Genomic DNA, 22,506 nt, shown 5'->3' with positions numbered 1-22,506 from the left:
GCTCTATTCCGCGGCCTTGGGCATGGCGTCATTGGCTGCGACTTCCTGCGCTTCCCATTCCTCGATCTTGCGGGCCGTATATTCCGGCGACCGCGTGAAGCGCGCCAGAACGCCATAGATCACCGGCACCACGAACAGCGTCAGCAGGGTCGCGAACATGGCCCCGGCGAAGATCACCACGCCGATGGTCTGGCGGCTGCCCGCCCCCGCGCCCTGCCACAGCATCAGCGGCAAGGCCCCGAAGGCCGTGGCGATCGACGTCATGATGATCGGGCGCAGACGCAGGGCCGAGGCCTCGATGATGGCCTCGCGCACCGTTCGTCCCTGATCGCGGAGCTGGTTGGCGAACTCGACGATCAGAATGCCGTTCTTGGCCGCCACCCCGATCAGGATGATCAGCCCGATCTGCGAATAGATGTTCAGGCTTGATCCGATCATCACCAGGCCAAACAGCCCGCCCGCCGCCGCCAGCGGCACCGTCAGCATGATGACCGCCGGTGTGATCCAGCTTTCGAACTGGGCCGCCAGCACCAGGAAGACCAGCAACAGCGCCAGGCCAAAGGCCGCAATGACGGCACCGCCGGATTCCTGCTGATCACGAGCCGCGCCGCCCCACTGGATCGTGGCGACACCGGGCGGTTGTTTCGCGACCTCCGCCTCGAAAAAGGCGATGGCGTCACCGACGGTGTAGCCGGGGTTCAGGTCAACCGAGAGGCTGATCGCGCGCTGCCGGTCCAGACGACGCCGGTCCGGCGTATCCCCCGAGGTCTGGGTTTCAACCACAGAGGACAGCGGCACGACTCCCCCTGATCGCGTGCCGACATAAAGCGTTTCCAGATCCGAGACTGCCGCGCGGTCGGCGCGCTCGGTCTGCAGGATGACGTCGTACTCCTGCCCGCCCTTGATATAGGTCGTGGCCCGGCGCGACCCGAACATGGTCTGCAGGGTGCGCCCGATCTCCTGTGACGATACCCCGAGGCTGGCGGCCTGCTCCGGATCAACATCGACCAGCAGGCGCGGCGAGTTGGGCTCATAGTCGAGGCGCGGGCGCGACAGATTGGGGTTGGCCTGGGCTGCCGCCATGATCGGCTGGACCCACTGGAACATGCTTCCATATTCGGGGCCGGTCATGACCATTTCGACGCTGTTGCCCCCACCCCCGCGCGACAGGCCGCTGCGGGCAAAGGCATTGACCTGGGCGCCGGGCTGGCTCCGAAGCTGGCGGTTCAAATCCTGGGCGATCTCGTCAGCCGAGCGCTCACGGTCGCCCCAATCGGTCAGGCTGAGGCTGGCGTTGCCGCCATTATTGCCCCCGCCCCAGCCGGGGGCAGAAATGAAATAGCTCTCGACCTCGCCGGTCTGGGCGTAGCTGGCCAGAATGGGCTCGATGCCCATCATGATGTCGCGCGTATAGTCATAGCCTGCGCCCTCAGGGCCCTGAACGCGGATGAAGATACTGCCGCGGTCCTCGGGCGGGACCAGTTCGCTGGGCAGGGTCATGAACATGCCGACGGCCCCCAGGGCGACAAACACCACCACGGCGATGGTGGCGATCAGCGCCTTGCGAACCCCCAGCATGGCGTTCAGCGAGTGCTGATAGGAGGTCTTCAGCCGGTCCATGCCCGCGTCGACCTTGCGCGCCACGAAACCCGAACCGCTGGCGGGCCGCAACAGCTTCGAAGCCAGCATCGGCGACAGGGTCAGCGCCAGGAAGGCCGAGAAGGCCACGGCCCCGGCGATGGCCGCCGCCAGTTCCACGAACAGCCGTCCGACATAGCCGGGCAGGAACAGAAGCGGTGCAAAGACCGAGAGCAGCACGATCGTGGTGGCGACAACGGCGAAGAACACCTGACGCGTGCCGCGCTCGGCGGCGACCAGCGGCGGCTCGCCATGGTCCAGGCGACGCTGGATGTTCTCGGTCACGACGATGGCGTCGTCGACGACCAGTCCGATGGCCAGCACCATGGCCAGCAGCGTCAACAGGTTCAGCGAAAAGCCGAAGGCCGCCAGCACGATGAAGATGCACAGCAGACAGATCGGCGCGATGATCGACGGGATCAGCGCCGCCCTGAGCGTTCCCAGAAAGATGAAATTGACCAGCGCCACCAGCCCAAGGGCGATGCCGACGGTGATCCAGACCTCATCAATGGCGTGTGAGGTGAACACTGAGTTGTCCGATCCAATGACCAGTTCCGCCCCCTCGGGCAGGGTCGGGCTGACCTGCTCGATCATGGCGCGCACGCCTTCGGAAATGGCCAGGTCGTTGGCCTGGGACTGTCGGGTGATGGCCAGACCGATCTGATCCAGACCATTGCCCCGGAACAGGCGGCGGTCGTCCTCGGGGGCCTCCTCGATGCGGGCGATGTCGCCCAGTCGGGTCACATAGCCGCCGGCAACCGCGCCCGATATGCCCGACCCGGATGCAGACCCGCCATTCAATATCGGCAGGTTGGCGAAGTCGCTGGCCGTGGCATAGTTGCGGGCTACCCGGATCGTATAGTCCTTGTCGGTCGACTCCAGTGTCCCCGCAGGTAGTTCGATATTCTGGGACGTCAGGGCGCTCTCGACGTCCGATACGGTCAGACCGCGCGCCGCCAGCGCATCGGCGTCCAGCCATACGCGCATCGCATAGCGCTGCTCGCCATAGATCCGCACCTCGGCCACGCCCGGCAGGGTGGCGAACCGCTCGGTCAGCGACCGTTCCGCATAGTCGGTCAGTTCCAGCCGATCCATCTCCGACGAGCGCAGGAAGACGATCATGATCGGCTGGGAGTCCGCGTCCGACTTGGACACCCGCGGCGGATCGGCCTGATCCGGCAACTGACCGGTCACCCGCGACACCCGATCGCGCACATCGTTGGCCGCAACGTCCAGGTCCGTATCCAGCGAGAACTCGATGCGGACGTTCGAACGCCCGTCGCGGCTGGATGACGTGATCCTTTCGACGCCCTGGATACCGGCAATCTGCTGTTCGACCGGCTCCGTGATCCGGTTCTCGATCACCTCGGCCGAGGCCCCCGTATAGCTGGTGGTCACCGACACGATCGGCGGGTCCACATCGGGCAGTTCGCGCACCGGCACGAAGAAGAACGCCGCCGCCCCGATCACGCACAGCACGATGGCCGCAACGGCGGCAAAGACGGGCCTGCGGACGGCGATGTCGGACAGCATCATTGGCCGTTGCTCCGTCCGGCCACCGTGACCGGCGCGCCCGGCTGGATCCGGTTCAGGCCCGAGGCCACCACGGCGTCGCCCGCGTCGAGCCCGGACAGGATCTCGACATAGCCATCCTCGACCACTCCGGTCTCGACCTCGACGCGCTGGGCGATCCGACCGTCTTCGGCGGGCATGATGCGATAGACGAAGGCCCCCTCGCCCTCATACTGGATGGCCGACTCCGGCACCGCCAGGCTCTGCCGCTGGCCCTGCCGTACGGTCACCCGCATCGACATACCCGGACGAATCCGGCCTTCGGGATTGGGCAGTTCCGCGCGCGCGGTCGCCGAGCGGGTCACCTCATCGATCCGCGTATCGACCCGCGCGATCCGGCCCGTGAACTGCGAGCCGGGGAAGGCGTCGGCCGTCGCACTGATCGGCGTGCCGGATTGGACCCGCGACAGGTAGCGCTCGGGCAGCGGGAAATCGATGCGGATGGTGCTGATGTCGTCCAGCGTCGTGATCACCGTGCCCGGCCCGACCAGCGTGCCCGGCGTGACCGTCGTCAGGCCCAGAACCCCAGAAAAGGGCGCGCGGATCACGCGCTCACCCCGGCGCGCCTCAGCCGCTTCTAGCGACGCCTGGGCGGCCTTCAGCGCCGAGTCGGCCTGCTCCAGATTGACCCGGGGCGCGATTCCCCGATCGACCAATTCCTTGCTGCGATCATAGTCCCGCTGGGCCTGCTCCACGCGGGCCCGGGCCTCAATCATCCCGGCTTCCTGTTCGCGGGCCTGCAGTTCGACCAGCGGCGCGCCGGCCCTTACCGACTGGCCGTCACGGAACAGCACCCGCGTGATCAGCTCGGTGTTGGTCGAAGCGATCTCTACCGACCGCTGCCCCCGCGCAACGCCGACCAGCTGAAGGGTGTCAGAAAAGGTCCGCTCGGTCGTTTCAAACGCCGCGACTTCCTGGGCGCCGCCCCGGCCACCCCCCGGCCCGCCCTGACCGCCGTCATCGGCAAACGACAGCCGGACGATGACGGCGACCGCCATCAGCAAGACCAGAACGCCAGCGGCGACGAGGAGGAAGTGGCGCTTGATCACGTGTCGGAAAGTCCCTGCAGCAATACGGGCAGCACATAGCGGTCTGTCAGCCAGACGCAATTACTAATCAGGAACGCACGAGGTTGCAGATTCCGGCGCGGTGTTCCGTCGCAGGGTCAGAACCGTCGCCAGACTCCCACAAGCCAGCCTTCAGACTGCGGCGTCTCCCGCCCGTCCAGCGCCGTCCGCCATCCAACCTGCAAGCTCCAGTCACCCAGATCGCGCACCACCGACGTTTCGGCCGACAGCCAGCGCGGCCCGCCGTTGTCCACCTGCCCGCCGTACAGCTGGCCCAGCACCATCCAGTCCCGCCCGAACCGCCCGCCGAGGGTGACGTCGACCCGCGTCTCGTCCTCAAGCCCCTGCCGGAACCGCCGCGCACCCTGCACATCGACGAACACAGACTGCAGCCCCAGTACAGGCTGCGGCGGCGTCACCGACCGTCCCGCCGACAGCCGCACCTCCCAGTCCGCCGTGCCTTCCCCCGGCGCGGCATAGCCGGCATTCCGTCCCTCACCGCCGTCGGCATAGCTGACCTGCAGCGCCACAGCATTCGCCGGATCGCGATAGACCTGCCACGCCAGCCCGATCTCCAGCGGCCCCCGCCCCTCATAGTCGACAAAGGCGTCCGAGCCGCTTTGCCAGTCGGTCTTGAGCACAAGCATCAGCCGGTCGGTCAGGCCGTATTCGGCATAGAGGCTCAAGCTGCTGTCGCGCCGCTCCGCCAGCAGGGGCTGGCTGTTGCCATCCAGGTCGAACCCCCGCTCGGCCCGCATCACTTCATATTTCAGGATGAACTGCGCCGTTGCCTGCTCACGCGTCCAGGGCCCGGCCGCTGCCGGAAAGGCCATTGCCAGCGTACCGGCAAGGACCAGACCTATGCCCAGCCCCCGCCCCATGGTCAGGCGTCGTAGCCGGGTGACTTCCGGTCCAGCATGCGCAGCGCGCCGGGCCATGCCAGCGCCGAGATGAAGCCGATGCCCTTGCCCTGTTCCTTCGTCTCGTTCTGCGCCGCATCCGGGGCGATCAGCACATTGTCGCGGCCCGCCGACAGGGCGGCGATCTGCTGGGCGCAGGCCCGCTCGAGGAAGAACATCCCGACCCAGGCCGCCGCAGCCGTCTGACCGACCGCTAGCGTTCCGTGGTTCCGCAACAGCATCAGCGGCTTGTCGCCCAGATCTGCGACCAGGCGTTCGCGCTCGTCGTGGTTCAGCGCCAGCCCCTCATAGCCGTGATAGGCCACCTGATGCTGCAACAGACAGGCGTTCTGGCTGACGGGCAGCAGACCGTGCTGCTGGGCCGCCACGCCGACACCGGCCACCGTGTGCAGATGGATGACATAGTGCGCATCCTCGCGCGCGGCATGCACGGCCGAATGGATGGTGAACCCGGCCGGATTGATGAAGTTGGTTGTCTCCTGAACAATGTTGCCGTCCAGATCGACCTTCACCAGCGACGAGGCCGTGATTTCCTCGAAATAATAGCCGTACGGGTTGATCAGGAAGTGAAGCTCCGGCCCCGGCACCCGCGCAGAAATGTGGGTGAAGATCATGTCGTCCCAGCCATGCAGGGCGACCAGACGATACAGGGCCGCCAGATCGACGCGCGCCTGCCATTCGGCCTCGGACACGCGCGACTTCAGCGATGCGGGGGCTCCATCAGCCATAGACGTCTCTCCTCAATCCGGATGCGAAACTCGCCCCGGACGGCCATTCGGTCAAGCCGCAGCGCGACACGGCAGCGCTCGGCAAGATGTGGTTAACCCCGTCTTCACCGCCTTGGCCGGATAGTCGTCCTGACATCGTATCGAGTCGGTCGTCGGCTTGAGGTGTCGGGAGTTGTCGATCGTGACGGCAGTCGCCCTGGAAGACACAGGCCCCCTTCAGCCACCCGGCGCGGCCATGACGGACCTGCTGACCCTCGCCCACAGCCGGTCCCTTGAGGACCGGCAGCGACTTCTGATGGGCGTCATGGCCCTGTGCGACCAGCACCCGGCCACCAGCCAGGATCTGTCTCCGGTCCTGACCGACATCTTCCTGGTTCTGGCCCGTCAGGCCGAACACGATATCCGCAAGGCCCTCTCCGAGCGTCTGGCGACAGCCACCTGGGCGCCGCCCGCCCTCGTCAATATTCTGGCGCTCGATGATATCGAGATCGCCCGTCCGATCCTCGCCCGAAGCCCGATCCTCAAGGATGAGGACCTGCTGGCCGTACTCGTCAAGGCCAGTCTGGAGCATCAGATCGAGGTGGCCCGCCGCCCTAACCTCAGCGCTCGCGTCGCCGATGCCATTCTGGATCAGGCCCACCCCGCTCCCCTGACGGCTCTGGCCGGCAACGCCACGGCAGAAATCAGTGCCGAGGGTCTGCGCCGCCTCGTCGAACACTCGCGCCGCCTTGCGGCCCTGCGCGCGCCCCTCGCCCGCCATCCGCGCCTTGACGAATCCATGGCCCGGCAACTGTACACCTGGATCGGCACCGCACTGCGCGAGTCGATGGCCGAACGCTTCGCCATCACCGACATCCGGCTCGACGACGCCGTCGAGGATGCCGTGCAGACGGCCTTCACCTCGCTCGGTATGGGCACACCTCCGCCCCCGGTCGACGAGGACCGCGACGAGATGGACAGACGTCTGGTGCTGAAACTTCAGGCCGCCGGTCAGCTTCGCCCCGGCTATCTGATCCGGGCCATCCGCGAGAAAAAGCTGGGCCTGTTCCAGCATGCCCTCGTTGTCCTCGGTGGCTTCTCCATGGCCCAGGTGAAGGCCTGCCTGACGCACAATACACCGGAAGCCCTCTACTATGCCTGCGCGGCCGTCGGGATTGATCGCGCGGTCTTTCCGCCCCTGCTCTACGAAATCCGCCAGCTGAACGGCGGCCCGCCCGGTGAGGCCGGCAACGCCGTCTGGCTGCGGGGCGCCCTCTCGCCCCAGTCCGCCGCGCGAGCCCTTCGCGCCCTTATCGGCGACGGCACAGCCCCGGCCGCCTGACCGCAGCCCGGCAATGGACGTTTGACAAGTCGGCACCCCCGGTCTCACCTGTGCCCGTGACCCCTCCTCCCGCTCCCCGGCTGGCCTTTGTGGCCAGCGAACGCCCCGAGGCCCAGGCCGCGCTCGCCCGCCTGCGCGACCGCTATGCCCATGTGCCCGAGACCGAGGCTGAGGTCATCGTCGCCCTGGGCGGGGACGGCTTCATGCTGGAAACCCTGCACGTCAATCTGGCGCGCGGCACGCCCGTCTACGGCATGAACCGCGGCTCGGTCGGTTTTCTGATGAATGACTATGACGAGGACGACCTCCTGCCTCGCCTAACGGCCGCCGACCGCACCGTCATCCACCCGCTGCAGATGGACGCCTGGAGCGAAAGCGGCGCCACCCACAGCGGTCTGGCCATCAATGAGGTCTCCCTGCTGCGCCAGACCCGGCAAAGCGCCAAGCTGCGCATCCGCGTCGACGGGCGCGTGCGGATGGAGGAGCTCAGCTGCGACGGCTGCCTGATCGCAACGCCAGCCGGCTCGACCGCCTATAACCTCTCGGCCCACGGCCCCATTATCCCGCTGGACGCCCGCATCCTCGCCCTGACCCCCATCAGCGCCTTTCGCCCCAGGCGCTGGCGCGGCGCCCTGCTCCCGCACGAGGCCCAGGTCAGCTTCGAGGTCCTCGAGGCCGACAAGCGCCCGGTCAGCGCCACCGCCGACAGTTTCGAGGTCCGTCGCGTGCGCCGGGTCGATGTGTGCGAGCGCCGCGACATCAACCTGACCATGATGTTCGATCCCGGCCGCTCGTTCGAGGAACGGGTGCTCGCCGAGCAATTCACGGGCTGACGGTCACGGCTTCTTAAGACGCCCCGGGCATGATCACGGCCAGATTTCTACAGGAGCAGCCGATGAGCGGTCCGGCACAGGTCATTCGCCCCCCCAACACCCTTCGCCTGAAGGTCGGTGGTGGATTCGGCGGCGTCGACGCCAAGGCCATCGCCAAGGCGGAGGAGGCCCTGCAGGCCATGTCCTCCCAGTTCGCCCAATGGCTGCAGGACGAAATCGAAAAGCTCGACAAGGCCCAGGCCGATATCCGCGACAAGGGCTACAATACCGAAACGGCCGAGGCCCTCTACTTCCGCGCCCACGACCTCAAGGGGCTCGGCACCACCTATCAGTACCCGCTGGTGACCCGCCTCGCCGGGTCGCTGTGCAAGCTGATGGACGCCCCGGAAAAGCGCATGGCCGCGCCCATCGTGCTGGTCGATGCCCATATCGACGCCATCCGCGCCGTCGTCCGCGACAAGATCCAGACCGACGATCACCCGGTCGGCCAGACCCTGGCCGAAACCCTGGAAGCCCGCGTCGCCGAACACGCGGCCTGATCCCGCCGCACCGCCCTGATCCTCGAAGACACCTTTGCCCGGCGGGGCAAAGGCCTCAGGCCGCGTTAGCGGCCCGCTGCGCGTCCACCGGCATCGGCGCGCGGTCCAGCCGCTCCATCAGATAGGCCAGATCCTCGCGCGGCACATTGGGCCGTTGCGTCAGGAAGCGTTCCAGCATCCGCTGACGGAAGGTCTCTGCGGTGAAATCCGCGCCCTCAGCCTGCAGCGCCCGCCAGGTATCGATCCCCGAGCGGAAGGCCTGGAACAGACGCGGCGGCAGACCCGCCCGGTCATAGATCGCCTTCAGCCCCAGCGGCCCGGCGTCATGCACCATCAGCCAGGTCCGCGCATGCGGTGTCTGGGCCAACTCGGCCAGCCCGTGCTCGACAAAGGTCAGCTGACCGCGCGCCAGCGCCCGCAGCAACAGCGACGGCGTCAGCGCCCGGCGCCCGTTCAGCCGCGAGACAAAGGTCGCCATGTCCGTCGTGGTGGCCGCCTGGTCGACCAGATCCAGCGTCGCCCGCTCGCGCGCATGGGCCGACAGACGGATCGCCGCCTCGGGCGCGATGGCATGGCGACTGATCAGATGCTCGCGCACCGTTTCCGACACATGGGCGACCAGCCGCTCGGTAATGTCCGGCGGCAGCACCTGACGATAGGACAGGGCGGTCAGCACTTCGGAGGCATCGGCAAACCGGTCGACGACCACATTCATCGCGTCTTCGGCCAGATCGGCGTTGTCATTGGCCGCCAGCGTCCGCACCGCCTCGCGGCTGCCGGTCTCGGCCAGCACCTGACAGACGTCGCGCGACACCCGGGGCCGGGCGGCGATCGCCACCTGCCGGGTGGTCGACCCCGCCTTGACGATCTCGATCAGGTCCTCGTCGGAAAAGGCGGGCGAAAAGCCGATAATCGGCAGGGCCACACTGTCCACATCCGCCGCCAGCCGCCGCGCCACATCGCGCGGGATCAGGTCCGATGATTTGAGCGTCACCGCCATCGCGCGCCGCACCAGTTCCGCCGCATCATGGGCCAGAACGCGCAGGATCTTCTCGGCCGCCTCACGGTCCTCCGGCGTCAGCTCGACCCGCTCCATGTTCCGGCAAAGCTTGTGAGTCGCGGCCGCGCGTTCGTCCTCGTCGGTCGACTTGATCAGTCGGCGGATGTCGAACTCGGTAAGGCGGGCGCGATAGGCCGTCATGTCGGACTCAGCTGGGCTATACGAACCGGTGTGCTCCGATTCCCGATCCGAAGCATGCGCGCGACAGGCTTAATGCACAGTTTACCAACCGTGCTGGATCAGGCGTCAGCCGTGCCGACAAAGGCCCGCATAAACCCGGCATTGCCTTCTTCGCCCTCCTGACCCAGCAACAGCGCCAGCAGGCCCTGATCCTGACGCATCCGGTCCATCTGATCCGCCACCATCCGGTCCTTGGGCGACAGGGCGTCGATCACCGGCGCCGACGACGGACTGGCGGGCATGCCCTGCCCCGCCTTGCTGGTCAGATTGGCATAGACCTCACCGACCGTGGCCGGGCGTCCGTCCCGGTAAAAGATCGATCGGTTGGCCGCCGCCGCCTGGGGAAACAGGGCCGCCGCACTGGCGCCGGGCCGCGTATTCACCGCCTCGACCAGCTTGGCCGCCCCCGCCGGTCCCAGAAAGTGCGCGGCATAAAGGTCACCCGCTGTCGGCTCCCGCCCGATCCGCCCGCGCAGATAGGCCGCGTTCGACGCCGTCAGTTCCCCCGCCATGGCCGAGGCCGCCACCGGATCATAGCGCAGGTCCAGCACCACATTCCGCGCCGCGCCATCCACGCGCCAGCGCCCGTCCGTCCCCTTGTAGATCAGGTCCGCATACTGGCCGTAACCGTGCTTGCCGCCGTGCTGCTTCAGGGTCGACAGCCAGGTCTGCTCGATGAACTGGAACAGGCCCGCCGCCGATGACGTCCGCGCCCGTGCCGACGGGTTCATGGCGCTCTCGCGCTGGGCCGTCTTCATCAGGAAATCAAAGTCCACACCCGTCGAGGCAGAGGCGCGCCGAATGGCTGCCTCGACACCGCCCTGGGAGGGAATCGCACTGATGGTCATGACCCGGAGGCTGGGCTGACATGGTTAATTGAATCTTAACCCACCGAACCGTGATCGTCGCACGCCGGGCTCGCCTTAAACTTGCCGCAAGGTCAGCGCCCCCTTCACCTCAGGGTGTGCTGTGGGGACGGCATAAGGGAGAGACGTCCATGATGATGAATCACGCCGGTGGCCCCGGCCTGGTCAGCCCCCTCGACTATGGCGATACGCCGCGGTGGAAGCTGACCCCCACCACCCTGACCGCAGTGGCGATCGTGCTGGCCGCCCATGTCGGCGTCGGCATTGCCCTCTACTATCAGCGCTTCGAACTGCCCCTGACCGCACCGTCCGAGCCGGACTCCACGATCAAGCTCGAATTCTACAGGCAGCCTCCGCCCGAGCCCGAGGTCGCGCCCGAGCCGCCCGCCCCCAACCCGCCGATCCATCGTCCGCTGGAAACCGTCCCGACGACGGAAACGCTGACCGTCGTCATTCCGGACATTCCGACCCCGGCGACCGGCCCGGCCATCACCCTGACCAAGCCGATCCCGAACCCGTCCCCTGAGGGCACGGGCACCACGCCAACCGAGGTCGTGCCCGCTGGGCCGCCGACCATCACCAACCCCGACTGGGTCCGCAAACCGTCCGGGGAGGCCCTGATGCGCGCCTATCCTGAGCGCGCCATCACGGCGAACGTCACGGGCTCTGCGACGCTCAGCTGCACCGTGCGGGTCAACGGCAGCCTCACCGATTGTCAGGTGGTCAGCGAGACCCCCGGCGGCTACGGCTTTGGCCGCGCAGCCACCCGCCTGTCCCGCGACTTCCGCATGAGCCCGCGCACCGTGGACGGCCAAGCCGTCGGCGGCGCCCGCGTCACCGTCGGCATCCGCTTCACCCTGCCGGACTAGGCTGAAGGGGTCGGGGGCGGTCAGCCGGTCTGGCGGCCCTCGATCCCGGCCACCGTCTGCGCGGCCAGCGCCGGCGCCATCAGCCAGCCGTTGCGGCGCGGCGCCAGCGCCAGGTGCAGTCCGGGCAGGACCTCACCGGACAGGGGCAGGCCGTCCGCCGTCGCTCCCCGCACACCCGACCGCCACTCCACCGGGCCGATCTCCTGCAGGCCCAGCGCCTGCTGCGCCCGGCGCAGCAGCGCATCCTGAAGGTCTGACGCCTCGGCCACCAGCCCGCCCGCCTCCATGGTCGCGCCGATCACCGTGCCGTCGCCCAGGGGCACCGCATAGCCGCCGGCAAACCGCGCCGGACGCTCGACCAGCCGCCGGATCGTAAACGCCAGCCGCCCGCCGATCGCCTGAACCCGATCGACCGCGTGCCTCGCTGCCTCGGGCAGGTCCGGAAAGGTCGTCCCGCAGGCCAGCACCACGGCCCGCGCAGACATCACGGCACCGTCCGCCAGCGTCAGCTGCCACCCCTCCGCCTGAACCCGCACCGCTGCGACCCGGCCGTCCACCCGTCCGATACCTTGTGCCAGCGTGCCCAGCGCCGCGACCGGATCGATCCGCCAGTCCTCCGGGCAAAACACGCCCGCTTCCGTCCGCCCGGCTGCAAAGCCCAGCACCGCCAGCCGCGCGATCACCCCGTCGGCATCTGGCCCGATCCAGTCCACCCCGTCCCGGATCAGCGCGATTCCGTGCCGCTCGGCGAACCCGGGCCACAGATCCCGCGCCGCGCGCAGCACGGCGGCCCGCCCCTCCGGATCCGCCTCGAACGGGTCCAGCAGGCTTTCCATCGCCGGCGCAATCATGCCCGCAGCCACCGACGAGGCATTGGCCCCGCCCGGGTCGATGACGCACACGTTCCGTCCGCGCGCGCGCAGGTCGGCGGCGACGCTGAGGCCCAGTACGCCCGCGCCGATGACGGCAATGTCGCAAGAGGAGGTCACGCCCGGTGCATCGACCGGGCGCGTCCTGAAATCAAGCCGGAGCGTGCCCTATTCGGCCGCCATGGAGGCGCTGCGGGCCGATGACAGCCGCTGCTCCAGCGCCTTCAGCTGGTCCCACAGAGCCCTGGGCATGCGATCCTCGAACGTCTCGAAGAAGGCCGGGATGCGCGAGGCTTCCTCGGTCCAGACCTCGACATCGACGTCCAGCAGGGTCGCCAGGTCGGCCTCCGACAGCTCCAGCCCGTCCAGATCCAGCGACTCACGCGTCGGCACGTGACCGACCGGGGTCCGCACCGCCTCGGCCTCACCGTTCAGCCGCTCGCTGATCCACTTCAGCACCCGGGCATTGTCGCCAAAGCCGGGCCACACAAACTTGCCGTCCGATCCCTTGCGGAACCAGTTGACGAAGTAGAACCGCGGCAGTTTCGCCGGGTCGCTCTTCTTGCCCATGGCCAGCCAGTGGGCGAAATAGTCCCCCATGTTGTAGCCACAGAAGGGCAGCATGGCGAACGGGTCGCGGCGCAGCTCGCCGACCTTGTTCTCGGCCGCCGCGGTCCCTTCGGACGCCACGGTCGAGCCCAGGAACACCCCGTGCTCCCAGTCGAACGCCTCGGTCACCAGCGGCACGGCGCTGGCACGGCGCCCCCCGAACAGGATGGCGTCGATCGGCACGCCCTTCGGGTCTTCCCATTCCGGCGCAATCGTCGGGCACTGGGCGGCGGGGGCGGCAAAGCGCGCGTTGGGATGGGCCGCAGGCTCGCCAGAGGCCGGATCGTGCGGCTGGCCCTTCCAGTTGGTCAGGCCTTCGGGGGCCTCTTTCGTCAGGCCCTCCCACCACACATCATTGTCCGCCGTCAGCGCCACATTGGTGAAGACGGTGTTGGTCGCCAGAGTCTCCAGCGCATTCTTGTTGGTGTTGCGGCTGGTGCCCGGCGCCACACCAAAGAAGCCCGCTTCCGGGTTCACCGCATACAGCCGCCCGTCGTCGCCGAACCGCATCCAGGCGATGTCGTCGCCGACCGTCTCGGCCTTCCAGCCGGGGATCGAGGGTTGCAGCATGGCCAGATTGGTCTTGCCGCACGCGGACGGGAAGGCTGCGGCCACATACTTCACCCGATCCTGCGGATCGGTCAGCTTCAGGATCAGCATATGCTCGGCCAGCCAGCCCTCGTCGCGGGCCATGACCGAGGCGATGCGCAGCGCATAGCATTTCTTGCCCAGCAGGGCGTTGCCGCCATAGCCCGAGCCATAGGACCAGATCTCCCGCGTCTCGGGGAAATGGACGATCCATTTGTCCTCATTGCAGGGCCACGGCACATCGGCCTGACCGTCGGCCAGCGGCGCGCCCAGCGTATGGACGGCTGGCACGAACACCCCGTCCTCGCCCAGCGCGTCCAGCGCGTCCTTGCCCATGCGGGTCATGATGCCCATCGACACGGCCACATAGCCGCTGTCGGTGATCTCGACGCCCAGCGCACTGATCTCCGAGCCCAGCGGCCCCATGCAGAACGGCACCACATACATCGTCCGCCCGACCATGCAGCCGTCGAACAGACCGTCCAGCCGCGCGCGCATCTCGGTCGGCTCGGCCCAGTTGTTGGTCGGCCCGGCGTCCTTCGGATCGGCGGGACAGATGAAGGTGCGGCTTTCGACGCGCGCCACATCACGCGGGTCCGAGGCGGCATAATAGCTGCCCGGACGCTTGACCGGGTCCAGCGCCCTGAGCGTGCCCTTGTCGATCAGGTCGGCGACGATCGCCGCCTTCTCGGCTTCGGAGCCATCGCACCAGTGCACCCGGTCGGGCTTGGTCAGGCTGGCGATCCGCTCGACCCAGGCCACCAGTTCGGCATGGCGGGTCGGGGCCGGATGCAATCCGGCGATGGGGGATTGGGCCATGTAAGCGCTCCTGAACGTCAGACGGGAGCGCCGATCTTCGCCGGACTGCCCCCCAGTGAGCGCGAGGATCACGCTCTGTTACACGCTAGAACAACGTCGGGCCGGAAAGGTCAACTGCTGCAAGTTTTCACCGATCGTGCCACACAGCCCCTCGCGATCCCGCATGCCACGCGGCTGTAACCGGTTACCTCCGGCAGGAATGTGATGGAGAATATTTTTTGACGGCTGCCGCTCCCGCACACGATCCCAACCTGTTAACCCCGGCCGGCGAACGAAACCTGCCCCATATCCTGGGGTTCCTCGCCCCGCACCTCCCTGCAACGGGACGCCTGCTCGAGGTCGCGACCGGCACGGGCGGCCATGGCGAGGCGCTGGCACGCGCCCATCCGGGCCTCACGGTGTTGCCAACCGACTTCAACGAAGATGCGATCAAGGCTCTGGAGGCATGGAGAAGGACGCACGGTCCCGACAACTTCCTGCCGCCGCTGCGGCTTGACGCCGCCGACCCCACGACCTGGCCGGACGGCACCTTCGACGTCGCCCTGTGCATCAACATGATCCACATCAGCCCCTGGTCCGCGACCGTCGGCCTGATGAAGCTGGCGGGCGAACGCCTTCCCCGTCCTGGCGGCCTGTTCGCCCTCTACGGCCCCTATGTCGAAGCCGACACCCCGACCGCGCCCAGCAATCTGGCCTTCCATGAAAGCCTGAGGGCGCGCGACCCGGCGTGGGGCCTGCGCGCCCTCGAAGACGTCGTGTCAGAAGCCCGGTTGAACGGATTGAGGCTCACGCATCGCGCCGCCCTGCCCGCCAACAACCTCGGCCTGTTGTTTCGCTCGGTCTGAACACCCCTTCAGCCGAGCGGCAACTCAGCCGATGCGGGCGGTCGCCGCCGACAGGGCATCCCGGTCGGCCAGCATGGTCACGACGTCGCCATCCGTCACCACGGCGGGCGCATCCACATAGTCTGACGGATTGGCCCCGGCTGCGCGGGTCGCATGCACCACGCCCTCGCCAAAGGCGATGACCGGCAGACCCTTGCTCATGGCCATGTCCACGAGCTCACGCACGGCCTTGTCTCCGGCCTCGTCCGAATGGCCACCCGGCACCACCAGCGCCTTCAGGTCGCCGCTCTCCAGATCCCCGGCCTTGGCCGTCGGCAGCACCGTCACGCCATTGACGTGCAGGCTGGCGTCACCGGTCGAGATCGGCGCGATCGACAGGCCACCGGCCTGGATCATCGGCTCGACATCTCCGAGCGGACCGAAATTCATATCCCGGCGCATGGCCAGCCCGATCCGGGCCCGCGTCGGCACACGTTGGAAGCGAATACGATAGGGGGTTTTCTTGGCAGCTTGAGCTTTCAAAACAAGTCCTTCTGTTGTTGGCACGCAAAACCCTCATACATCCAGAAATCTGGACAGGAGTTCACCGCAGGAAAAACAGGATCGACGACCGTGATCTGGAATCACGGTCGCGAAGCGTGCGCGGTTCGATTGGTAGGGGCTTGATATAGGGAGCCGATACTCAAAGTCAACGCGAGCGCGGGCCATCGTGCTTGCACGCCCGAGCCGAAGGTCTCAAGCTCCACACGCCGCTGGCGGGCCCACCTGCGACAGGATAAACCCGGCCCATGTCGCTCAGCCGCACCTACACAGGCACCGAACCGGTCCGCCTGAACAAATTCATGGGTCAGTCCGGCCTGTCGTCGCGGCGCGAGGCCGACGCCCTGATCGCCGAGGGTCTGGTCTCGCTGGACGGCGAAACCGTGCTCGACGCGGGTCGCAAGATCCTGCCCGGCCAGACCCTGACCCTGGCCAGCGCCGCGCAGGACAAGCTCGACTCGGCCGTCACCCTCCTGCTGCACAAACCCATGGGCTATGTCTCGGGACAGCCTGAACCCGGCAAGATCCCGGCGGCCCGGCTGCTGACAGCGGGGGCCCAGCTGGGCGACGGCCCACTGCCCTCTTCACGCGACAGCCTGCCCCCGATCGGACGGCTGGATGAGGACTCACGCGGCCTGTTGATCCTGTCGACCGACGGTGTGGTGGCCAAGGCCGTCATCGGCCCCGATGCCGACCTGCCAAAGACCTATCAGGTCTGGGTGCGCGGCACCCTGACGGACTCCAAGATCGCCCGCCTGCGTTTCGGCCTGTCGCTGGACGGTCGCAACCTCAAGCGCGCCGAGGTCGAGCAGATCGGCCCCCTGTGCCTCCGCTTCGTGCTGCGCGAAGGCCGCAACCGCCAGATCCGCCGCATGTGCGAAATGCTGGACCTGCGCGTCATGGACCTGTGGCGCACCCACATCGGCCCGATCACCCTGGACGGCCTCCCCGAAGGTCGCTGGCGTCACATGACCGCGGCCGAGCGCGCGGCTCTGACGGGGCGCCCCTCCGCCTGACCGGCAGCGCTGCGATGTCGCAGGTCGTCGGTGGAACTCCCACCTCTTGCATGCGCTTGTTGGGAGACCCCTCCCCATCCGCATCAGGAGACATGCATGACCGACCAACGTATCGAAGGCACCGGCGAGAAGACGCTCGGCAAGGCCCGTTCCGCCCTGGGCCGCCTGACCGGCGACCGCAAGCAGCAGGTCGAGGGCCATCTGACCGAGTACAAGGGCAAGGCCCGCGACGCCTATGGCCGCGTCATCGACGGCCTCGACGGTCTCATCGACAAGGCCCCGACCCAGTATCAGGGCAAGGCCCGGGAAGGCCTCGACTTCGCCCGCCGCAAGCCCCTGCTGACCACCGGCATCGTCGCCGGTCTGGCCGTGCTGCTCGGCGCTCTTGGCCGCCGTCGCTAGGCACAGTCACCACCGGAATTGATCGAGGCCCGGGGCACGAACCCCGGGCCTCTTTTCATGTCTGCCGTCCGCCGTCAGTCCGCGTCGGCGTCCGCATCCGCAGCCTGCTTCGCCGCCGTCTCGGTGCCCGAGATGTCGAAGACGATCTTGCCGTCCTTGAGCGCCACCTTGACGTGCCCGCCCTTGGTCAGGCGTCCGAACAGGATGTCGTCGGCCAGCGGCTTCTTGATGTGCTCCTGGATCACCCGGCCCAGCGGCCGCGCGCCATACAGTTCATCAAAGCCGTTCTTGGCCAGCCAGTCGGTGGCCTCATCGGTCAGCTCGAGGGTGATGTTGCGATCGCCCAGCTGCACTTCCAGCTGCAGGATGAATTTGGTCACCACCTGGCGGATGGTGTCCGCGCCCAGCGCCTTGAAGGTGATGATGGCATCCAGCCGGTTGCGGAACTCGGGGGTGAACAGGCGCTGGATGGCCTTGTCGTCCTCGCCCTCGACCTTGCCCCGGCCAAAGCCGATCGCCGCCCGCGCATTGTCGGCCGCGCCGGCATTGGTGGTCATGATCAGCACCACATTGCGGAAGTCGACCTTCTTGCCCAGGGCATCGGTCAGCATGCCGTTGTCCATCACCTGCAGCAGGATGTTGTAGACGTCGGGGTGGGCCTTTTCGATCTCGTCCAGCAGCACCACGGCGTGCGGATGCTGGTCTACGGCATCGCTCAGCAGCCCTCCCTGATCATGCCCGACATAGCCCGGAGGCGCCCCGATCAGCCGGCTGACGGTGTGTCGCTCCATGTATTCCGACATGTCGAAGCGCAGCATCTCGATGCCGAGCGTCGCGGCCAGTTGCTTGGCCACCTCGGTCTTGCCGACGCCCGTGGGCCCGCTGAACAGGAAGCTGCCGATCGGCTTGTTCGACTCGCGCAGGCCCGCCCGTGCCAGCTTCATGGCCGAGGACACCTGGTCGATGGCCTGCTCCTGGCCATAGACCACCCGCTCCAGATCGCCCTTCAGTTCCTTCAGGCTCTCGGTGTCGGACTTGGAGACCGACTTCGGCGGGATGCGCGCCATCTTGGCGATGACCTGTTCGACCTCCTTCTGGCCGATGGTCTTCTTGCGCCGCGACTCGGGCAGCAGCATCTGGCTGGCGCCCGCCTCGTCGATCACATCGATCGCCTTGTCCGGCAATTTCCGGTCCGACATATAGCGCGACGACAGTTCGACGGCCGTGCGGATCGCCGCCTCCGTGTAGCGCAGCTTGTGGTGGCTTTCGTAGTACGACTTCAGCCCGCGCAGGATCTTGACCGTGTCCTCGACCGTCGGCTCATGCACGTCGATCTTCTGGAAGCGGCGGGCCAGGGCCCGGTCCTTCTCGAAATGCTGGCGGTACTCCTTGTAGGTGGTCGAGCCCATGCACCGCAGCGTCCCTGACGCCAGCGCCGGCTTCAGCAGGTTCGAGGCATCCATGGCCCCGCCCGAGGTCGCCCCCGCCCCGATCACCGTATGGATCTCGTCGATGAACAGGATGGCGTTGTCGTGCGTCTCGAGTTCCTTGACGACCTGCTTCAGCCGCTCCTCAAAGTCCCCGCGATAGCGCGTCCCGGCCAGCAGCGAGCCCATGTCCAGCGAGAAGATGGTCGCGTCCTTCAGGACATCCGGCACCTCGCCATTCACGATCTTGCGGGCCAGACCCTCGGCGATGGCGGTCTTGCCCACGCCCGGATCGCCGACGAGCAGCGGATTGTTCTTGGTCCGCCGGCACAGGATCTGGATCGAGCGATCCACCTCGCTCTGGCGACCGATCAACGGGTCAACCTTGCCCTGGCGCGACTTCTCGTTGAGGTCGACGCAGTAAGCCTCCAGCGCCTCTCCGCCCGACTTGGCGGCGGCGGCATCCTCGGCATCCTCGGGCGAGGTCGGCTTGGCCGGGCGCGTCTCGGCCGACCCCGGCCGCTTGGCGATCCCATGGGCGATATAGTTGACCGCGTCATAGCGGGTCATGTCCTGCTCCTGCAGGAAGTACGCCGCGTGGCTCTCGCGCTCGCTGAAGATGGCGACCAGCACATTGGCGCCCGACACCTCCTCGCGGCCCGAGGACTGCACATGGATCACCGCGCGCTGGATCACACGCTGGAAGCCGGCGGTCGGCTTGGCGTCATCGCCATCCGGCGTGGTCAGGGCCGCCAGATCGTTGTCGACATAGAGCGTCAGCGCCACCTTCAGCGCCGCCAGATCGACATTGCAGGCGCCCATGACGACCGAGGCATCCGGATCGTCGATCAGCGACAGCAACAGGTGTTCAAGGGTCGCATACTCGTGGCGGCGCTCATTGGCATAGGCGACCGCGCGGTGCAGCGTCTCTTCGAGAGGACGGGAAAACGAAGGCATCGGGTAAGGCTCCTCTCAGTCCTTTTCCATCGTGCATTGCAGGGGGTGCTGGTGCCGCCGGGATGTCTCTATCACCTGGGCGACCTTGGTTTCGGCCACCTCATAGGTAAAGACGCCACACACTCCCACACCGTTCTGGTGCACCGAGAGCATGATGCGAGTCGCGTCATCGCGACTCTTTCCGAAGAAGCGTTCCAGCACATAGACGACGAATTCCATCGGCGTGTAGTCGTCGTTCAGGATCAGAACGCGATACAGCGACGGCTTTTTCAGCTTGGGCCGGGTTTCGGTGACGACGGCGGCACCGAGACCTCCACCATTCTCATCAGGCCGTGATTTGGGCATTCGAAGTCCGGATCGGGGAAGAGACAGTCAGATAGGTCATCATGTCGGGATTTGAAGGGACGTCCAGTCACACCTCCTTGTTGGCGACAGCAATTTCTCCGTTTACTTCCTTGTTCTCCGTCTCCCCGGCGCAGGCCGGGGCCCAGAGCCAAGCGCACTGCCGCCTACTCAGCCGAACAAGCCCAACCCCCTGGATCCCGGCCTTCGCCGGGAAGACGGATGGAGGATATTCCCAAACGCAAACGGGCCCCGGCGTTTCCACCGGGGCCCGTCCATGTTCCGTCAGGAAGCTCGGGGTTAGCGAGCGGCCTGGAACTTCTCAACCGAGGCGGTGACGCGCTCGTTGATCGGCTTGAAGCTGTCCTTGACCGAAGCGGTCATGACTTCAGCAGCCTTGTTCATTTCCGCCACGTACAGCTCGATGGCCGACTTGGTGAAGCTGGTCTGCAGTTCGATCATTTCCTGAACCGAACGGGCCTGCGTCAGCGACTGGGCGGCGGCGATGCCGTCTTCCCACGACTTGCGCGAATAGGCGGCGGCCTGCTTGGTCAGGGCCTCGGTGCCCTTCTGGGCAGCAGCGGCCGACTCGACCACGGCGTCCAGGTTCTTCTTGGCCTGAACGCTCAGTTCCGACATGGAGGCCATGGACTTGTCCATGCCTTCACGCACGGCCTGCGCACCGGCGGCCTGGATCTTTTCAGCCTGGGCCTGGGCCTTGGCAGTGGCGGTCTCGACGGTCTTCTTGGTGGTCTCGGCAGTGTCAGCCATGGTCACATCTCCTGGTTCGGTGGCGGCCAAAGCCGCTCTGAAAGGTCCACCCCACGCAAAACTCCGGGGCGTTGATGTGCCATATGGTGCAAGTGCGAAGGGAATGCAAGAGGTTTTTGTGCACCGCACCATTTTGGGGCTAGCAGGCTCCCGGGAAGGGGTCCGCTCCCGACCCAAAGAACGCCCATTCCGCGAGTCTGAACGTGTCAGGACTGCCGCTGGTAGCGTTAGCGGCTTCGGGGCTCCGCGAGATCAACGTCGAGGAAAACTGGACGATCAATGGGCACGCATTGCTCTTTTGATTCATCGAAGCAGTCTGGGTCGACGTTTATATAGCCCTCGATCCGATACAGTCCTTCATGAAGCGGGACTCTCTCCGGCCATTCGTGCGGCAGAACGATTGTCTCGTTTTCCGAGGTCAGAAGATCGGTTCCGGGCGGCATCAATATCAAAAAATCGTTCAACTGCCGGACCTCAACCTCGCCGCAAAACCGTCTGCCATCCAGTCGAAGCGGTTCGACACGGACTTGAGCCAGTTCGGTCACATCACAGACGCCCATGTCGTCTGGCTGTCCTGGGAATGCGGCAAGGATGCCCGCGAAGAGAGTGAGTAGGATCATCAACAAGACCTATCACGGCAGCATCAGCTTTCCACCCATCGTGGGCATTCGTAGAGTCCGCACGGACCACTCCGGCGGGGCTACGGCATCGGACGCCGCACCACCCCCGCCGTGACCGCCGTGTCTTCGCTGTGTCCGCTGTGATGAACCCCTTTTAAAGTCCCCCTTCTTTCTTTCGTCATCCTCCGGCAAGCCGCGCCTGCGCGGCGCAGACCGGGGGACCCAGCGGCGCCGAAGGCGAAAGCTGGACACAGGCGCACCCGTGACAGGGTCGCGCTCTCGCGCGCCGCTGGGTCCCCCGGTTCCGCTTCGCGGCCCGGAGGATGACGAAAGACGAAGCACCAACGGGCGGGAATGCTCAGCTACGCCCCCCAACCCGCACATCTCCGGCAACAAACCCTCGCCTTTCCAACACCCTGCCCGCCGCGACCGTCATTCTCCCCGCCTCACCTCACAGCCCCCGCACACTGGCCGGTTGAAACACAGGGAGGACCCCATGGACCCGCACGCCCCCAACCCCGCCGACCAGGGCTACTGGCCCAACGACTGGCCCGGACACGATCCGGCCTATGACCCCGACCGGGCCGCCATCGACGACGAATGCGCCGGCATCTTCGCCGAACGCGAGCCCCGATCCCGCTCCGGCCATCACCGCGCCTCGGACGAGACCTGGGCCCGCGCCCGGGCCGACTATCTGGCCGGGGAGTCGGCCTCGGTGGTCTGCGACCGCTACGGCATGCGCGTCTCGACGCTCCGGAACCGCGCCGCCGAAGAAGGCTGGCGCCGTCAGGACCAGCCGGAACCCGAACCGGTCGATCTGGACGCCGAGATGGAACAGGGCCTGCCCGACTATGCCGACATGGCCGCCCACGCCCTGATCCGCCTCAACCGCGCCATCCTGAAAGGCCACGCCACCGAAGCCGGCCGCTGGATGCGCCTGCACCGCACCCTGCTGGACATGGCCAGGAAGCCGCCCGCAAAGCCGGCGCCGAAACCGGCACCCGTGCCCAACCCCCTCATGGACGCCCTCGAAGCCCAGGTCGCTGAAATCGAGGCGATGGCCCGGTCGCTGGCCGGAGGCAAATCCCCGTCATCCTCGGGCTTGACC

Annotated in this window: 21 protein-coding genes; 8 read left to right on the top strand and 13 right to left on the bottom strand. The window is 66.9% G+C overall.

The features are described from left to right. Positions 1–3: 3 nt before the first annotated feature. From B4K74_RS03575 to B4K74_RS03560, 4 genes are all read right to left on the bottom strand, one after another. Positions 4–3,171 carry an efflux RND transporter permease subunit gene (locus B4K74_RS03575; RefSeq protein WP_286691962.1) on the bottom strand — a complete coding sequence of 1,056 codons (3,168 nt, stop codon included), beginning with the start codon at positions 3,169–3,171 and terminating at the stop codon, positions 4–6. Beyond that, positions 3,171–4,259, bottom strand: a complete 1,089-nt coding sequence (locus B4K74_RS03570) for an efflux RND transporter periplasmic adaptor subunit (RefSeq protein WP_286691786.1) — start codon at positions 4,257–4,259, stop codon at positions 3,171–3,173. Before B4K74_RS03570 ends, B4K74_RS03575 begins: the two co-directional genes overlap by 1 nt. A 116-nt stretch (positions 4,260–4,375) precedes the next feature. Continuing rightward, complete coding sequence (locus B4K74_RS03565) at positions 4,376–5,215, bottom strand: hypothetical protein (RefSeq protein WP_286691785.1); 840 nt, start codon at positions 5,213–5,215, stop codon at positions 4,376–4,378. After that, a complete protein-coding gene (locus B4K74_RS03560) occupies positions 5,161–5,925 on the bottom strand; it encodes a class II aldolase/adducin family protein (RefSeq protein WP_286691784.1) in 765 nt (254 codons plus the stop codon). Before B4K74_RS03560 ends, B4K74_RS03565 begins: the two co-directional genes overlap by 55 nt. A gap of 181 nt (positions 5,926–6,106) precedes the next feature. On the opposite strand from B4K74_RS03560, the gene B4K74_RS03555 reads away from it, so the two are divergent. The 3 genes from B4K74_RS03555 (at position 6,107) to B4K74_RS03545 (ending at position 8,618) form a co-directional block, all read left to right on the top strand. Next, positions 6,107–7,246, top strand: a complete 1,140-nt coding sequence (locus tag B4K74_RS03555) for a DUF2336 domain-containing protein (RefSeq protein ID WP_286691783.1) — start codon at positions 6,107–6,109, stop codon at positions 7,244–7,246. 56 nt (positions 7,247–7,302) lie between these two features. Then, on the top strand, positions 7,303–8,079 hold the full coding sequence (locus B4K74_RS03550) for an NAD kinase (RefSeq protein ID WP_286691782.1): 777 nt from the start codon (positions 7,303–7,305) through the stop codon (positions 8,077–8,079). 62 nt (positions 8,080–8,141) lie between these two features. Beyond that, positions 8,142–8,618, top strand: a complete 477-nt coding sequence (locus tag B4K74_RS03545; RefSeq protein WP_123286405.1) for an Hpt domain-containing protein — start codon at positions 8,142–8,144, stop codon at positions 8,616–8,618. A 55-nt stretch (positions 8,619–8,673) separates the two neighbouring features. On the opposite strand, the gene B4K74_RS03540 is transcribed toward B4K74_RS03545, so the two are convergent. Together B4K74_RS03540 and B4K74_RS03535 are read right to left on the bottom strand one after the other, a co-directional pair. Continuing rightward, positions 8,674–9,819 (bottom strand): DUF2336 domain-containing protein, encoded by a 1,146-nt coding sequence (locus B4K74_RS03540; RefSeq protein WP_123286404.1) that lies wholly within the window; start codon positions 9,817–9,819, stop codon positions 8,674–8,676. Positions 9,820–9,917: 98 nt separating this feature from the next. Next, entirely contained in the window at positions 9,918–10,706 is a 789-nt protein-coding gene (locus B4K74_RS03535; RefSeq protein ID WP_286691781.1) for a transglycosylase SLT domain-containing protein, read from the bottom strand. Positions 10,707–10,855: 149 nt separating this feature from the next. Between B4K74_RS03535 and B4K74_RS03530 the strand changes: the two genes are divergently transcribed. Next, a complete protein-coding gene (locus B4K74_RS03530) occupies positions 10,856–11,593 on the top strand; it encodes an energy transducer TonB (protein ID WP_286691780.1) in 738 nt (245 codons plus the stop codon). Between the two features lie 20 nt (positions 11,594–11,613). Here B4K74_RS03530 and B4K74_RS03525 read toward each other — a convergent pair whose 3' ends face one another. Then, complete coding sequence (locus tag B4K74_RS03525; RefSeq protein ID WP_286691779.1) at positions 11,614–12,582, bottom strand: NAD(P)/FAD-dependent oxidoreductase; 969 nt, start codon at positions 12,580–12,582, stop codon at positions 11,614–11,616. A 48-nt stretch (positions 12,583–12,630) separates the two neighbouring features. Beyond that, the gene (locus tag B4K74_RS03520; protein ID WP_286691778.1) at positions 12,631–14,478 is read right to left on the bottom strand and encodes a phosphoenolpyruvate carboxykinase (GTP); all 1,848 of its coding nucleotides are present in this window, start codon (positions 14,476–14,478) and stop codon (positions 12,631–12,633) included. A gap of 218 nt (positions 14,479–14,696) precedes the next feature. On the opposite strand from B4K74_RS03520, the gene B4K74_RS03515 reads away from it, so the two are divergent. After that, the gene (locus tag B4K74_RS03515) at positions 14,697–15,323 is read left to right on the top strand and encodes a DUF938 domain-containing protein (RefSeq protein WP_286691777.1); all 627 of its coding nucleotides are present in this window, start codon (positions 14,697–14,699) and stop codon (positions 15,321–15,323) included. 24 nt (positions 15,324–15,347) lie between these two features. On the opposite strand, the gene B4K74_RS03510 is transcribed toward B4K74_RS03515, so the two are convergent. Beyond that, positions 15,348–15,845 (bottom strand): hypothetical protein, encoded by a 498-nt coding sequence (locus tag B4K74_RS03510; protein ID WP_286691776.1) that lies wholly within the window; start codon positions 15,843–15,845, stop codon positions 15,348–15,350. Positions 15,846–16,111: 266 nt separating this feature from the next. Here B4K74_RS03510 and B4K74_RS03505 point away from each other — a divergent pair, with 266 nt between their 5' ends. Both B4K74_RS03505 and B4K74_RS03500 read left to right on the top strand, forming a co-directional pair. After that, positions 16,112–16,879: a pseudouridine synthase gene (locus B4K74_RS03505; protein WP_286691775.1), complete on the top strand. Its 768-nt coding sequence runs from the start codon at positions 16,112–16,114 to the stop codon at positions 16,877–16,879. A 96-nt stretch (positions 16,880–16,975) separates the two neighbouring features. Further along, the gene (locus B4K74_RS03500; protein ID WP_123286398.1) at positions 16,976–17,281 is read left to right on the top strand and encodes a CsbD family protein; all 306 of its coding nucleotides are present in this window, start codon (positions 16,976–16,978) and stop codon (positions 17,279–17,281) included. A gap of 74 nt (positions 17,282–17,355) precedes the next feature. Here the strand turns inward: B4K74_RS03500 and clpA are convergent, their stop codons facing one another. The 4 genes from clpA to B4K74_RS03480 form a co-directional block, all read right to left on the bottom strand. Next, a complete protein-coding gene (gene clpA, locus B4K74_RS03495; protein WP_123286397.1) occupies positions 17,356–19,665 on the bottom strand; it encodes an ATP-dependent Clp protease ATP-binding subunit ClpA in 2,310 nt (769 codons plus the stop codon). Between the two features lie 15 nt (positions 19,666–19,680). Next, on the bottom strand, positions 19,681–20,010 hold the full coding sequence (clpS, locus tag B4K74_RS03490; protein ID WP_123286396.1) for an ATP-dependent Clp protease adapter ClpS: 330 nt from the start codon (positions 20,008–20,010) through the stop codon (positions 19,681–19,683). Between the two features lie 297 nt (positions 20,011–20,307). After that, on the bottom strand, positions 20,308–20,778 hold the full coding sequence (locus B4K74_RS03485; protein WP_286691774.1) for a phasin family protein: 471 nt from the start codon (positions 20,776–20,778) through the stop codon (positions 20,308–20,310). Positions 20,779–21,005: 227 nt separating this feature from the next. Beyond that, on the bottom strand, positions 21,006–21,398 hold the full coding sequence (locus B4K74_RS03480) for a hypothetical protein (protein ID WP_286691773.1): 393 nt from the start codon (positions 21,396–21,398) through the stop codon (positions 21,006–21,008). A 496-nt stretch (positions 21,399–21,894) separates the two neighbouring features. Between B4K74_RS03480 and B4K74_RS03475 the strand changes: the two genes are divergently transcribed. Continuing rightward, positions 21,895–22,506: hypothetical protein (locus B4K74_RS03475; RefSeq protein WP_286691772.1), on the top strand; the 612-nt coding region annotated here is incomplete at its 3' end.

The sequence above is a fragment of the Brevundimonas sp. UBA2503 genome, from assembly GCF_002341485.1.
Classification (GTDB): domain Bacteria; phylum Pseudomonadota; class Alphaproteobacteria; order Caulobacterales; family Caulobacteraceae; genus Brevundimonas; species Brevundimonas halotolerans.
This window is presented reverse-complemented; position numbering and strand designations above follow the sequence as displayed.

What these genes read in the sequence shown, in the direction of transcription:
- B4K74_RS03575 (WP_286691962.1), bottom strand. Translation starts at nt 3,171, where the DNA reads ATGCTGTCCGACATCGCCGTCCGCAGGCCCGTCTTTGCCGCCGTTGCG.
- B4K74_RS03565 (WP_286691785.1), bottom strand. Translation starts at nt 5,215, where the DNA reads ATGGCCCGGCGCGCTGCGCATGCTGGACCGGAAGTCACCCGGCTACGA.
- B4K74_RS03560 (WP_286691784.1), bottom strand. Translation starts at nt 5,925, where the DNA reads ATGGCTGATGGAGCCCCCGCATCGCTGAAGTCGCGCGTGTCCGAGGCC.
- B4K74_RS03545 (WP_123286405.1), top strand. Translation starts at nt 8,142, where the DNA reads ATGAGCGGTCCGGCACAGGTCATTCGCCCCCCCAACACCCTTCGCCTG.
- B4K74_RS03540 (WP_123286404.1), bottom strand. Translation starts at nt 9,819, where the DNA reads ATGACGGCCTATCGCGCCCGCCTTACCGAGTTCGACATCCGCCGACTG.
- B4K74_RS03535 (WP_286691781.1), bottom strand. Translation starts at nt 10,706, where the DNA reads ATGACCATCAGTGCGATTCCCTCCCAGGGCGGTGTCGAGGCAGCCATT.
- B4K74_RS03530 (WP_286691780.1), top strand. Translation starts at nt 10,856, where the DNA reads ATGATGATGAATCACGCCGGTGGCCCCGGCCTGGTCAGCCCCCTCGAC.
- B4K74_RS03520 (WP_286691778.1), bottom strand. Translation starts at nt 14,478, where the DNA reads ATGGCCCAATCCCCCATCGCCGGATTGCATCCGGCCCCGACCCGCCAT.
- B4K74_RS03505 (WP_286691775.1), top strand. Translation starts at nt 16,112, where the DNA reads ATGTCGCTCAGCCGCACCTACACAGGCACCGAACCGGTCCGCCTGAAC.
- B4K74_RS03500 (WP_123286398.1), top strand. Translation starts at nt 16,976, where the DNA reads ATGACCGACCAACGTATCGAAGGCACCGGCGAGAAGACGCTCGGCAAG.
- clpA (WP_123286397.1), bottom strand. Translation starts at nt 19,665, where the DNA reads ATGCCTTCGTTTTCCCGTCCTCTCGAAGAGACGCTGCACCGCGCGGTC.
- clpS (WP_123286396.1), bottom strand. Translation starts at nt 20,010, where the DNA reads ATGCCCAAATCACGGCCTGATGAGAATGGTGGAGGTCTCGGTGCCGCC.
- B4K74_RS03485 (WP_286691774.1), bottom strand. Translation starts at nt 20,778, where the DNA reads ATGGCTGACACTGCCGAGACCACCAAGAAGACCGTCGAGACCGCCACT.
- B4K74_RS03480 (WP_286691773.1), bottom strand. Translation starts at nt 21,398, where the DNA reads ATGATCCTACTCACTCTCTTCGCGGGCATCCTTGCCGCATTCCCAGGA.